The following is a 13,619-nucleotide window of genomic DNA, read 5'->3' as shown; positions in this document are numbered from 1 at the left end:
TACATGAAGATTGGTTAATAGCTGGCCAGGCCTGGTGCCAGCTATTCAGATACTGTGATCACAGCTACTCCATATCAGGGTTAGTGGCAGGCTGTGTATTACGAGCCTGAACCTGAAGCAACCGGCTCAACTCATGTATTGACACAGCATCCTGATAAACAAATCCCTGAATCAGATCACAGCCAAGCTGTTTCAACAGTTGCAGACTTTTGTCATCTTCAACACCTTCGGCCACTACCTTCATTCCCATTTGATGTGCCATATCTGCCATCGCTTTTACCATATGGCTATCTTCACTTTCAGCAGCCACAGCTTTAATGAAACGACGATCAAGTTTCAGTTCTTTAACGGAGTAATGACTGAGACTGTTTAATGAAGTGTAACTCAGACCAAAATCATCAATCGCAATACTGATCCCCGAACGGGATAACTGCTGTAGTATCTTTGCAGTCCCGGTAAGATCATTCACAATCAGCTTTTCTTTAATCTCAAGCTCCAGATGACAGGCAGGAAAACCCGTCTCATGCAGAATACTTTCCAGCCTGCTGACGAAATCAGGCTGAGTCAGTTGTTGTGCTGAAATATTAACTGCAACCCTGACATAACCTTTATCTTCAAGATATGTTCTGGCCAGGGTACAAACTTCTCTCAATACCCATTCACCTAAATCGTGAATCATGCCATTCTCTTCTGCCAGAGGAATAAACATATCAGGCATCAACACCCCTTTCACAGGATGCCGCCATCGCAATAAAGCCTCGGCACTGACAATAACCTCTGTAGAAGCATCATATAGTGGCTGAAAAATAACCTCCAGCTGGCCCCTGTCTATCGCTTCTCTGAGCTCTTGCTCCAGACGTATCTTTTCCCAGGTATCCTGTTTCATCTGCTGGTTATAAAAAATATAGCTGTTCTTATTTTTTCCTTTGACATAATACATAGCAACATCAGCTTGCTGGACCAGCTGCTCCCGGTCTGTCGCAATATCAGGATAGCAACTGATTCCGACACTGACTCCGATACGAATCTGCTTATCCAGTAAAGAGACAGGAGAGGACACGGCATCAATCAGTTTATCAGCCAGCTGTTCCAGCTTGCGTATACTGTATGCTGGAAGAATCAGAGCAAACTCATCCCCCCCCAATCGGGCCACAGTATCTGAAGGTTGTACCAGAGCTCGTAATTTCTCCGATACATGCTGTAGCAACAGATCACCCGCTTCATGACCAAAGGTATCATTCACGGGTTTAAAACCATCCAGATCCAGGTACATCAGAGCGACTTTGCCCGACGAAGCCCGTGCCTGAGTCAAGGCATGTTCCAGACGGTCCCAGAACAGTCTGCGGTTAGGTAATTCCGTCAGAGCATCATAATTTGCCTGATGATAGATCAGCTGCTCAGCTTCTTTCCTTTGCGTAATATCACTGAACACCCCAATAAAGCGCTCAATCAGGCCGGACTGATCATAAATAGCCACAATCGACAGCCACTCAGCATAGGCCTCACCACTTTTCTTCCGGTTCCATATCTCTCCCTGCCATCGCCCCTTCGTCATCAACTCTGCCCACATTACCCGATAAAAGGCTTTGTCCTGCCTCCCCGAACTGAGCATTCCGGGGTTCTTACCAATCGCTTCATGTTCCTCATACCCCGTAATCCGACTAAACGCCGGATTGACCTGTTCAATGACATTTTGTTTATCTGAAATGACAATAGCATCATTGGAGGTTTCAAACAGACGGGCGTATAACTGCAGGCTCTTTTCAGCCTCTTTCATTAGGGTAATATCATGCAGACTAATCACCCAGTGTCTTTCCTGATTCACTTTCAGCTCTGCTGCTGCAAGAGCCACCACCACCTTTTCTCCGTCGGGAAGACATATTTTTTTTTCCAGCCCTGAGAGGACGCTTTGCTGACATAACAAGACTCGCTCTGCCTCACTCAGTAACATAGCCCCTTCAGATGTACGAAACCCGGCAATCGGTTTACCAACACCGGCTCTTGTCTGAAAATAACTGAAAGCCGTCGCATTAAAAAAACGGATATTAAAGTCATCATCTGTCACGATGACGGCATGCTGTAATGCATCCAGGATTTGTTGCAGATAAGAGTGCGATACCGTGGCCTGATCAAGGTCATCCAGCATCTCATTAAAATGATGAGATAACAGCGCCACTTCATCCCGGCTATCCGTCTCCAGCCGAAAGGAAAAGTCCCCGGTTCTGGCACACTGAATTCCTTTCAGTAGTTCAGCCAGAGGCGCTCTGATTCTCCATGCGGTCTGCCAGCCAAGCAGGGCAGTAATCAGAATGGCCAGTGGCACCAGAACATACTCAATCATACGGCTGTTACGGCTCATCGCCTCCAGCTGTTGTATCGCCTGTTGACTGGTTTTACTGATATCGCTCTGAATCTGACCAAGCTGTTGCTGAACATCCTGAAAAGCCAGATGATACTGACTTCTTTTCAGATAAAAAAAATCAGCATGTTCTGTAATACGGCGATATAAATATCTGATCTCACCGGTCAGATGCCTGACTTCCGGTTGCTCTGCTAATAATGGCCATCTGCTTCTCAGCTGATCCATTCTGTCAGCCAATTGCTGCTCTGCCTGCTCCAACTGACTACGGTCCGGGTCTGTACGATTGTAAAATGACGTTGAAACAAAAAGTGTTAACTGAGCCAGGCTATTCTCAAAGGCCTGAACAGCCAGAGTTTCTGATGCGTCTGAATCCCTGAGCCGGTCCATTAATAAATGGACATTATCTTCCAGGCGCATCCGGTCTCTGCGAAGAGATTGATATTGGCTGACCAGAGCAACGGCATATTCCGCCTGCCGGTCGGCATCATCTCTCAGCCGGTGCAGGGGAAGTCCTGATAAAGAAGTCCCGGTAATCAGCACCGACAGTGTATCCAGATGCCTGTTAAACTGTTCAATGGCTGGCTGTAAGGGTTCTACCTGACGTCTCATAGCCGGACTGAGGCTCAGAATAACATCTGCCGACAATCTGGCAGCCGAGCTGTTCAGTCCCTCCATCGCCAGCTCTGCAGGCCGGTACAACTCCATCAGTTGCCGGGAATAGACCCTTTTCTGGTGTTCCTGGGAAAGAATCAGCCCACTAATCGTTAATAAAATTAATAATATTGCAGATAAACCAGCGTAAAGTTTATGCTGTAGCTTCATATATCAGGCCCATGCCTATTTTGCTCTGGTCCCTGAACACAACGGCTCTGTCCTTGAAAACTACACTTCCTTATGGTCAGTTTTCTGCCTTATGTTTCCAGTCTTCTTTTCAGTCTAGATATCCTGTAGCGGACTGACTACTGGCTCAGATCAATAAACAAAGAAAAAAACAGATATCTTTCATAGCTTTTTGCCGAATATAAGACAGCAAACTTCGTGACTTGAATGTAAAAAAATAATTACACCTTTCAGTCTGAAAGAAATACCTGATCTGACATCCCTCTAGTGTAAAATTTTTATTACACAAAGAAGCTCAATTCATGGCAGATTGCCAGCCAGAGCAGGCATCTAATGCTGAAAAATAGCGTTACTATCATTATTGAAAAATAACAGACAGACCTCGCATATCCGGGAATTGATATCTATGTACAGGACGACAATATGGATGAACCAGGAATTCGAGGCTGATCTGACACTGCCTATTTCCGGAGCTACACATGTTTGAGAATGTTAAAGAAATTCCTGGCGATGCCCTTCTGGCATTAATGGTCGCCTTTAAAAATGACCCTAACCCGAACAAAATTGACCTGGGCGTTGGTGTCTACAAAGATGACACAGGCCTTACACCGGTACTGAATGTCGTCAAAAAAGCGGAAGCGTTTTTGCTGGAAAACGAAGTCAGCAAAGGCTATATCGGTGCAACAGGTTCACCCGAACTCGGGCCATTACTGCAAAAACTCATGCTGGGTGACAATCACCCGCTTATCACGGAAAGTCGTATAGCCACAGCACAAACGCCTGGTGGGACAGGTGCTCTGCGTGTAGCCGGAGATCTGATTAATGCAGTCAATCCGGCAGCCAGAATCTGGGTCAGCGACCCGACCTGGTCGAATCATTTTCATGTGTTCGCCGGAGCGGGGGTCGAAGTTCGTACTTATCCTTACTACGATGCAGATCAGAACGGTCTGGCTATTGATGCGATGCTGGAAGCGATCCGCCAGATTCCACAGGGAGATGTTATTCTGCTGCATGCCAGCTGCCACAACCCGACCGGGATTGATCCAACAGCGGAACAGTGGGATCAGATCAGTACATTAGTTGCTGAACGCAGCCTGGTACCTTTAATTGATTGTGCATATCAGGGATTCGGTGAAGGCCTGGAAGAAGATGTTTATGGCCTGAGAACTCTGCTATCACAATGCCCTGAGGCACTGATCACTACATCATGTTCCAAAAATTTCGGCCTGTACAACGAGCGAATCGGAGCCTTAAGCCTGGTTACGGAAAAAGCAGAGCATTGCCAGCGGGCGTTTACTCAGGTTGCTAACTGCATCCGGGCCAATTATTCAAACCCTCCGGCGCATGGTGCAGCCATTGTCACGACTATTCTGTCCGATCATGCACTGCGCCAGCAATGGGAGCAGGAACTGGCTGATATGCGCCAGCGTATTCAGCGTATGCGAAACGAACTGGTCAGCAGTCTGCAATCACTGAATTGCAACCGGGATTTTACCTTTATTGCACAACAAAAAGGGATGTTCTCTTACTCAGGGCTGAGTAAAGAAGAAGTACTTTATTTGCGCGCCCATTTCGGTATCTATGCCGTTGAGTCAGGCAGAATTAATATCGCCGGTATCAATGACCAAAATATCGGGCTGCTCAGCGAAGCAATTCATCAGGCGATTCAGCAATAGTGGCCTGACTGCACTCTCAATAGCAACCTGCTTTGCGCAGGTTGCTTATTTCCATTAACACAGGATTCATTCAGCTCTGGTACAACTCAGCTGACCATCATCACCGATCCCGACTCAGGCAATGTCTGTATCACCCCCTGGGTTTCTGCCGCGCGACAAAAAGCCTCAAACTCTGGCACCATGACTGGTTTAGAGAACAGATACCCCTGTCCCTGGTCACAACCCTGCTCTCTCAGCATCTGAAAGTGTGTCAAATTCTCAATACCTTCAGCAATAACCGGAATATTCAACTTATGACTCATCTGCAAAGTAGCAGCCACTACAACGCCCTCATCATCGGGCACCATATCTCTGACAAATTCCTGAGCCAGCTTAAGTCTGCTGATAGGTAAACGATGGAGATAGCGCAAAGAAGAATATCCCGTGCCAAAATCATCGATAGAAAAGCAGATCCCCATACAGTTCAGACTTCTCATAGCCCGTTCTGCCAGAGAAATATCCTGCATCAACACCGTTTCTGTAATCTCAAGTTCAAGATATCCCGGATCCAGCTTGTATTGATGCAACAGATCGGCAACTCTCTGGCAAAACCCCGGCTCTAATAGTTGTAAAGAGGAGACATTAACACCAATCTGCCTGAACCCTACCCCACGATCCAGCCATTGCCGGGCCTGTTTACAGGCCTGCTCCAGCACCCAGTCACCCAGTTCATAGATCAGGCCTCTCTCTTCAGCCAATGGGATAAACTGCCCGGGAGACACCATACCTCTTTCCGGATGATGCCAGCGCAAAAGTGCTTCACAACCAACCAGACAATCTTCAATCAGGTTAATCTGAGGCTGAAATACCAGAAACAGTTCTCCTCGTTCACGAGCTTTTTCAAGATCACCGGCCAGAGCAACCGCATCCTGAATCTTTCGACTCATCTCATCACAATGGAAACAGTAACGGCCTCTTTGAGTTTTCTTCACTTCAAACAAAGCAACATCGGCCTGTTCCATGACTTTGTCGATTTTCAGAGGCCCCTGACGGCAGAAACTTATGCCAATACTGACACTGGTTCTTATATCATGCCCATCAAGCCTGCTGGGCTGACTCAGGGTTTCCAGAATATCTTCTGTCAGATTAACAATGACATCCTGATTGTCCGGATCATCTAACAGCACAGCAAACTCATCTCCCCCTAAGCGGCCAATAAAGCTTGAAGGTGGCAGAATATCGCTCAGTGTTCTGGCAATATAATTCAGCAACAAATCACCGATACGATGACCCAGGGTATCATTGATAACTTTAAAATGGTCAAGATCTATAAAGAGTACAGCAAATGTTCTGCTCTCGGCATTGAGACTTTGAATCGCTCCCTGTAACGCAATTTTAAAGCGCTCTCTGTTCGGAATACCTGTCAGGCTATCGTAATATGCTAAACGACGTACTTCATCATCAGCGCGTTTTGCCTGAGTGATATCCATAATCGATCCGCATAAACGAACAGGGCTGTTATCACCATCCCATCGAGCCTGACCACGCATTCTGAGCCAGACCCACTCATCACAGCTATTGCGCATCCGGTATTCGACATCCAGCCTGCTTTTATTTTCCAGATGAGCATCCAGAGCCAGTTGCACCCGTTTACTATCAGACGGGTGTACACGATTCAACCAGTGTTCCATTCCTTGCTGTACAGCACCTTCTGTCCGCTCGGAAGCACTGCCCAGTATTTCCATGACTCTGGGAGCCAGATACACCTTATCATTCAGCAGATCCCAATCCCATATGCCATCATTTGTACCTCTAATGGCCAGCTGGAAACGCTCCTCACTGGCCCTGAGCGCCAGTTCCGCTTCCTGCTTTTTGCGCATCTCTTTTTTCAGACGCCGAATCCAGTATACGCCGGATAGTAAAAGCCCCAGAATAAAAATCCCTGATATAATTAAGCCGTAGCGAATCACCAGTTCTTTGTCGATACCGGCCTTCTGCTCGGGATAAAGCCATTGCCGGTATATTCTTTCTTTCTCTTCATCACTGAGGCTCAATAAGGCTTTTTCCAGAATGCTCCCCAATTCCGGCCAGTCATTGCGACTGGCAAAACGTACAGCGTAGCTATAACCTGCATCACCTGTCACCTCAACATTGCTTATCCCTTCTTTTTTAATGTGCATCCAGGCACTGGCCACAACAGAAATGGCCGCATCAGCATTACCTGAAGACAGAGCGACAATAACATCCCTGGAGCTTTTCAGTTCTAACAAACGGATTCCGGCATATTCGCGCTTCAGATATTCCGTTATCGCCGTTCCTCTGATAACCGCCACTGTTTTGCCCATCAGCTGTTCAAGATTGCTATGATGAACTGACGTACGGCGCATAAATATTTTGTTGGCCAGAAAAGCATAGGGTTGCGTGAAAGACAAATACTGCAAGCGTTCAGGAGTCTCAGAGGCTGCAAAGATAATATCGGTTTCCCGGTTTATAGCTCCCTGTAACATGGCACCATAGGACGGGTAGAAAACAGGTTTCAGTCGTATGTTCAGCCGTTCCTCAATCAGACGCAGAAAGTCCATTGCTACTCCTCGGTAGCGGCCATCTTCATCTTTAACCATGGTATGAGGCGGGACAAAAGCCAGTCCTAATTTCAACCCTGTTGAATGTTCTGCAATCCAGCGACGTTCATCCGGTGAAAGAACAATTTTATCTGATACAGCCAGCGCATCTGCAGCCTTAAGAATCAGGGCGCAGAATACAAGAGATAACAGGACCAGCCGAAACAGAAAATAATAAGAAGATCTTAAAACCTTAGTTTTTCCCATCATATATTCATTACCAGGAACTCCGGGCCATACAATGTAACAAAAAGATACATACCGTATCTATCATTACATCAAGCAATTCAGCGATTGATCTATTGTACTGTTTTCGTTTCCAACTCAGTATCTGAGCTTATGCAAACAGGCCACATATTGATACATATCAAATATCACCTTGTTTTTTCATGAAAAAGCCTGCTTTATCCGTAAAGCCGTTAAAACTGTGTAACAATCCAGAAATCTGATATCGCTTTAAGCCCTATGGATAAAGTCCCCGCACATCTCCAGCCCTTTTCCCTCACTGCGACTTAAAAACAAAAAAAACAATATATTCAAAATGTTATAAAAAAATCAGCAATAACCATACTGCAGAACAAACCAGATGCTGTAAGAAAAAATCAGGGCTGGTGAAAGAGTTCCGGGATAAACGCCGATATCTGCAACACCAGGTTACCTCAGGATACACACTGTAGAATAAAGCTTCTGGATTCATTGTCAGTAATTGATGTACTTTTGCCTCAGTTTATTAAAGCAACAGGAAACGAAAGTACTCAGTCATCTGATTCCAAACGTTAAAACAGCCAGACACCTTTGCCAGGGATTCAGGCCAGCATCAGATCAGGAACTGAAATACTCCACGTTCACCAGAAAACATCCCCCACTGTCAGATATACCGGAGTGCTTATGAATCTGAATGTTTTCCGTCAGGTCGTGCAACTGAATGAACGTATGAATAATGATAATGATCGTCTGGTGAGTGAATTTCAGGCCGTTGTCAGTCGGCTAGAAGCCGGACGAGAGAGTATGATGCGTAATGCAGATAAACTGAAAAGTATGAGACGTTATCGCAGTGCTTCCTCATCACTATAACATCGGTTCTAAATGCCCGCAGGCTTCGACTCACATCCTTGCGGGCTCCAATTTATGCTCCCGATAACAGATGATCAGGTAATCAGTTTTCCTATTGCTTCCAAAGCAGATTCTGCAGACAGATAATCAACAGGCAAGGCACTCCAGCTGCCTTTCTGCTTAATAATCAGCGTAGGGAAACCCTGAACCCCCAGACGGCGAATGAACTCAACCTCACGCTCAAGTACCTGCTCCCTGTGAATACGTTCATATTCGCGAATAAACTGTGCAATATCCATTGTTGGTACAGATCTGGCGCAATCCTCCAGTACCGGCCAATCCGATGGATTTTTCGCCTGTTGATAATAATCCTGCTGAATCGCAGTCAGCATCTCCAGTTCAAGCCCCTGTGCTCTGGCAGCGATAACAGCCCGGCATGCGGGCCAGGTAGAACGTCTGGGCACACATTGTTCCCAGAAATCATAATTGAATCGGGTGCCGGTCGTCGCTTCTATCTTTTGCCAGATACCTCTTATATATTGCTGCTGCTCTTCTGGCATAGGCTCATCACTATCCGGAGCCAGCCCCCCAGTCACAACAAAACTGCTCTTCGAAGCCATTCTGTCAGCATAGTCTGCCAGAAAGCCTTCCCTGATCCGCTGATAGACGGGCGCATACGCATGACACCAGCTACACATAGGATCAGCCACATAAATCAGTAAAGGGTCTTTACGTTCTATCAGCTCTGAGAATATTTCAGACATTTTTTTCACTCAGGACATTGTACAGGGGTTAATAGCTGCACAGATCACAGACAATTCTGTTCCGCCTTTTTACTTGCATTCAGGGAGCAGAACTCTATGATGCAGCCATGCTGCTTACAGGTAATAATATGAACCTTATTCTGTTATTTGATTCCGACTTTATTTCTGAAAATACTGTAAAAATTACAGGCCGTCGTGCTGAACATGTCATCAAGGTCCACAAGGCTCAAATTGGAGACCTGCTCACAACGGGATTGCTGAATGGAAAAACCGGAAAAGGTTTACTGTTAAGCATGGACAAAGAATCTGTCACCTTAGAAGTTAACCTGACAGACTCCCCTCCTGCCCCCTTGCCTCTGACACTGATTCTGGCTCTGCCTCGACCGAGAATGCTGGGCAGAACACTTCAGCACATCAGTACACTGGGTGTCAAAAAACTGATCCTGCTGAATACAAAGCGGGTAGAAAAGAGCTACTGGATGTCGCCTGTACTGGCTGAAGATAAAGTCCAGGAACAACTTATTCTCGGCCTTGAACAGGCTAAAGATACAGTATTGCCTGATATTATCCTGGAAAAGCAGTTCCGGCCTTTTGTCGAAGACAGGTTACCAGAGATCTGCCAGGGAACTCTGGGGCTGGTAGCTCACCCAGGCGTACCCGAAGCCTGCCCCAGAGGAATATCGGAGCCGACGACTCTGGCAATCGGTCCTGAAGGTGGATTTATTCCTTATGAAATAGAAAAGCTCTCGGAAGCCGGTCTGGCACCGGTTCATATGGGAGAAAGAATCATGCGGGTAGAAACAGCTGTTACAGCCTTACTGGCTCGCTTGTTCTGACAGAAATTCTCTCATAGCTTAAAAACCAGAGCCGGAAAGACCGGCTCTGACTACCAATGAGGATATCATCAGCTGTTCAGTTTCTGTCTGACCAGCTCAGCCATCATTTCAATATGATCCGGCCTGTCGTTCAGTGCAGGAATATAACTCAGTTCCTGACCACCTTTTTCAACAAACAAATCGCGGTTCTCTACCTGAATTTCTTCCAGGGTTTCCAGACAATCGACAGAAAATGCCGGGCAAATCACATCAACCCGTTCAATCTCTTCTGCCCATTGTTCCAGGGTGACATCAGTGTATGGCTTAATCCATTCTTCTTTACCAAACCTGGACTGAAAACTGCAAATCCACTGCCTATCCTCCAGTTCCAGCTTGTCTGCTAACGCTCTGGCCGTCGCTTTACAATGCTCAGGATAAGGATCACCATTATCCGCATAACGCTGTGGGATGCCATGAAAAGACACCAGTAAACGATTACCCTTCCCTTTTTCCTGCCAGTGTTCCCGGACAGAGTTTGCCAGAGCCTCAATATAGCTTTCTGACTGATAATAGTCCCGGATGAAAGTAATCGCAGGAAATTCACGACGTTTTGCAATGACACGGGCCAGTTGATCAAATACAGCCCCGGTGGTGGTTGCAGAATACTGAGGGTATAAAGGCAGGACAATAATCTCCTCAACACCTTTTGCAACCAGAGCGTCAAGCCCTGCCGACATCGAAGGATTACCATATGTCATCGCCAGCTCTACCGGTATGTCGTAACCGTCATACTTCAGCTTCGCCTGTAATGCCTTTTGTTGTTGCTGACTGATAGCCAGCAGGGGAGATCCCTGCTCAGTCCAGATGCTGGCGTAAGCTGCAGCAACACGCTTTGGTCGGGTATTAAGAATAATGCCGTGAAGAATGGGACACCAGAGCCAGCGGGACAAGTCAACGACTCTGTAATCATGCAGGAATTCAGCAAGATAACGCTTCACTGCTGCCGGTGTGGGGGCATCTGGCGTGCCCAGATTCACCAGCAGAATACCTTGCTTTTTTTTAAGCATTTCAGATTTGGACATCGTTACTCCCTAAAACCAGCCTTAAACTAGAGGCTGTATGATAACGAGTCCTGAAGAAGATAAAAGAGTTATCTGACGATAATACTCAGGCTAAGCGGGCCTGAAATACAGAACGAAAAGAGGGTTGTGCCAAGGTAGAAAAACCGGAGACGACCCGGCGGGCTTTTGCCTGCTGGATTCCAGCTTGTTGCAAGAGATTACGCGCTGCATCAGCATCACGAAAAACCAGGGGCTTACTATTCAGGCCACATAACGAGTAAGTTTCACTATCATGCTCAATTTCTACTGTGAAGTAGACACCGTCATGATGGCTCTGGATATGGATCGGAGTATGAGGTGCCTGCTCAAGCAAGCGGTGCAGTTCTGTCATTTTCATTATCAGTATTTCCTGTCGTTTTAATGTCTTGCTATTAGTTATACCCCTGCTAAAAGACAGAATCCCGACATTCCAGTGACAATTCAGTGACAGCCTGCACAAGGAAAGCGAATAACACTCTGACAAAAAGAAGCTTATGGCATCATATATCCAGCCAGAAAGACTAAGCGCTTAACTGTACAGACCTGAACCACAAACACCGGTATTCTCCAGCCAATAACCGGAGAATACAGTAATGCCCACAAAGATGGCTTCCTACAGAGTCCATCTCCCAGAAGTGAAGCTGAAATAGCTGACTCTGCCCCCTCACAATCAGGCAACAACACCTTCATTAAACAGATTCACGACAGACCCCGCCAGACGAGCCACCAGAGAATTACCCTTGGAATGTTTCGCTTCATGTTTGATTACACTCAGCTGACTGGCCACTTCTTTCGCAGAACCAAAATCAGCTGATTCAGAGTCTATCGCCGCGACAGAAATACTCATTAAACCAAAGAAACGTTTCTCCCCAAAACGATCTTCAGCCCAGATGCCACCGTCACAGATATGTTCCGGGCTATAAAAATCCCGACGGGTATGACTGAATTCATTTAAGGCATTCTGAACATGCCCCTGCCAGTCATGGCTCTGGAAAATTACGACAAAGTCATCACCGCCAACATGCCCTACAAAATCCATAGATGCATTACAGTGTTTCTGAAGCAAACGAGCAACAGTCAGCAGAATCTCATCACCTTTAGCATAACCATACTGATCGTTATAGGGTTTAAAATTATCCAGATCAAAATAACAGGTGACAAACGAGGTTTTACTGACAATCAGCTGATCAATCTGTTCCTGAATCAGTACATTACCAGGCAAACCCGTCAGAGGATTAGAGTTCTGTGCGCTCTTCAGTTGCAGCTCTGTGATCATTTTCAGAAGATCAATCACCTGGCCAACACCACAATAGTAACCATTTTCTGTGATAATAAAATCTTCTTCCAGACGGCTTCTTTTTCTCTGAGTAACTTGCTGACTGACCTTTTCCAGGCGCATATGACGTTCTACCGCCATAAACTCCGTATCCATAATCTGGCTGACCGGCTTTTTGCTGTACAGGTCACGTCCGAAGGCTTTGCTGAGCTTCTGTAACAACCGGGTCCGGTTAATCATCCCAACCGGCACACCTCCGGCAACAACCGGAATGGAAAACCAGTGTTCATGCTGATCCAGCAAATCAGCAATTTCTTCAACGGTGGTATCCGGCGTCACAGGCTGAATATCAATTTTCAAACGGCCAACCTGGCCATCATCCTTGTACATTTCTCTGCTCTCCCTGATCTGTTTCCAGACCATCTGAGCTGATTCAGATACTTCACGAACAGGCTGCGGGTTAGGTCTGGCAAAGTAATATCCTTGCAGATAGTCCACATTGATCTCGGACAGAGCTTCAAACTCCTGCCTTGTTTCAATGCCTTCTGCAATAACCTGACTGTTAACTGCACGGGCAATTTCAACAATTGATCGTACAAAATCCCGTTTAACCTTATCCCCCTCAATACCAGAAACAAAGTGTCGATCTATCTTCACATATTCTGGTTTCAACTCTGACCATAACCTCAGACTGGAATATCCAGCACCAAGGTCATCAATCGCAATAGAAAAACCTTCTCCCTGATAGTGCTCCACTGCAGCCCTCATCAGACCATAATCATGGGTTGGAGAGTGTTCTGTAATTTCTATCACTACCTGCTCAGGCTTCAGACCATAACTCTGCAACAGATCCAGAGTCAGACCACTATGATGATCTGATTGCAGCAGAGTCTCAGGGGAAACATTCAGAAAAAGTTTGCCTGTCAGCTTCTGGCGAGTGAAATTTTCAATAGCCCGGCTCCGGCAGACAGCCTCCAGAGAAAAAAGCTGCTGTTGTCGCTTAGCTTCCTCAAACAGATGCACAGGACTGCAATACAGACTATCTGCAGGTCCCCGGCTCAGTGCTTCATAAGCAAAAATAGACTGACCTCTGGCCCCGATGATAGGCTGAAAAAATGTATTAATCTTCTGAT

Annotated in this window: 9 protein-coding genes; 3 read left to right on the top strand and 6 right to left on the bottom strand. The window is 46.3% G+C overall.

Features of this window, described 5'->3' with window-relative positions:
* Positions 1–64: 64 nt before the first annotated feature.
* Entirely contained in the window at positions 65–3,184 is a 3,120-nt protein-coding gene (locus tag H4O21_RS21815; RefSeq protein ID WP_182811159.1) for an EAL domain-containing protein, read from the bottom strand.
* A 497-nt stretch (positions 3,185–3,681) separates the two neighbouring features.
* Between H4O21_RS21815 and H4O21_RS21810 the strand changes: the two genes are divergently transcribed.
* A complete protein-coding gene (locus H4O21_RS21810; protein ID WP_182811157.1) occupies positions 3,682–4,878 on the top strand; it encodes an amino acid aminotransferase in 1,197 nt (398 codons plus the stop codon).
* A gap of 86 nt (positions 4,879–4,964) precedes the next feature.
* Here H4O21_RS21810 and H4O21_RS21805 read toward each other — a convergent pair whose 3' ends face one another.
* Positions 4,965–7,688, bottom strand: a complete 2,724-nt coding sequence (locus H4O21_RS21805; RefSeq protein ID WP_182811155.1) for an EAL domain-containing protein — start codon at positions 7,686–7,688, stop codon at positions 4,965–4,967.
* A 678-nt stretch (positions 7,689–8,366) separates the two neighbouring features.
* Between H4O21_RS21805 and H4O21_RS21800 the strand changes: the two genes are divergently transcribed.
* The gene (locus H4O21_RS21800) at positions 8,367–8,552 is read left to right on the top strand and encodes a hypothetical protein (protein WP_182811153.1); all 186 of its coding nucleotides are present in this window, start codon (positions 8,367–8,369) and stop codon (positions 8,550–8,552) included.
* Between the two features lie 74 nt (positions 8,553–8,626).
* Here the strand turns inward: H4O21_RS21800 and H4O21_RS21795 are convergent, their stop codons facing one another.
* A complete protein-coding gene (locus H4O21_RS21795; protein WP_182811151.1) occupies positions 8,627–9,295 on the bottom strand; it encodes a DsbA family protein in 669 nt (222 codons plus the stop codon).
* 128 nt (positions 9,296–9,423) lie between these two features.
* On the opposite strand from H4O21_RS21795, the gene H4O21_RS21790 reads away from it, so the two are divergent.
* On the top strand, positions 9,424–10,131 hold the full coding sequence (locus H4O21_RS21790; protein ID WP_182811149.1) for a 16S rRNA (uracil(1498)-N(3))-methyltransferase: 708 nt from the start codon (positions 9,424–9,426) through the stop codon (positions 10,129–10,131).
* Positions 10,132–10,199: 68 nt separating this feature from the next.
* Here H4O21_RS21790 and hemH read toward each other — a convergent pair whose 3' ends face one another.
* From hemH to H4O21_RS21775, 3 genes are all read right to left on the bottom strand, one after another.
* A complete protein-coding gene (gene hemH / locus H4O21_RS21785; RefSeq protein WP_368737579.1) occupies positions 10,200–11,192 on the bottom strand; it encodes a ferrochelatase in 993 nt (330 codons plus the stop codon).
* 85 nt (positions 11,193–11,277) lie between these two features.
* Positions 11,278–11,568, bottom strand: coding sequence for a DUF6482 family protein (locus tag H4O21_RS21780; RefSeq protein ID WP_182811147.1), 291 nt, complete (start codon positions 11,566–11,568; stop codon positions 11,278–11,280).
* A 312-nt stretch (positions 11,569–11,880) separates the two neighbouring features.
* On the bottom strand, positions 11,881–13,619 hold a 1,739-nt coding region (locus tag H4O21_RS21775), incomplete at its 5' end, for a GGDEF domain-containing protein (protein ID WP_182811145.1).

Origin of the sequence: Oceanospirillum sediminis (assembly GCF_014164585.1) — a bacterium.
GTDB classification, from domain to species: domain Bacteria; phylum Pseudomonadota; class Gammaproteobacteria; order Pseudomonadales; family Halomonadaceae; genus Oceanospirillum; species Oceanospirillum sediminis.
Note: the sequence above shows the minus strand (reverse complement) of the source record. Positions and strands in the feature narration are given on the sequence as shown.

Coding starts and splice junctions, on each gene's coding strand:
- H4O21_RS21815 (WP_182811159.1), bottom strand. CDS start 3,184: ATGAAGCTACAGCATAAACTTTACGCTGGTTTATCTGCAATATTATTA.
- H4O21_RS21810 (WP_182811157.1), top strand. CDS start 3,682: ATGTTTGAGAATGTTAAAGAAATTCCTGGCGATGCCCTTCTGGCATTA.
- H4O21_RS21805 (WP_182811155.1), bottom strand. CDS start 7,688: ATGATGGGAAAAACTAAGGTTTTAAGATCTTCTTATTATTTTCTGTTT.
- H4O21_RS21800 (WP_182811153.1), top strand. CDS start 8,367: ATGAATCTGAATGTTTTCCGTCAGGTCGTGCAACTGAATGAACGTATG.
- H4O21_RS21795 (WP_182811151.1), bottom strand. CDS start 9,295: ATGTCTGAAATATTCTCAGAGCTGATAGAACGTAAAGACCCTTTACTG.
- H4O21_RS21790 (WP_182811149.1), top strand. CDS start 9,424: ATGAACCTTATTCTGTTATTTGATTCCGACTTTATTTCTGAAAATACT.
- hemH (WP_368737579.1), bottom strand. CDS start 11,192: ATGTCCAAATCTGAAATGCTTAAAAAAAAGCAAGGTATTCTGCTGGTG.
- H4O21_RS21780 (WP_182811147.1), bottom strand. CDS start 11,568: ATGAAAATGACAGAACTGCACCGCTTGCTTGAGCAGGCACCTCATACT.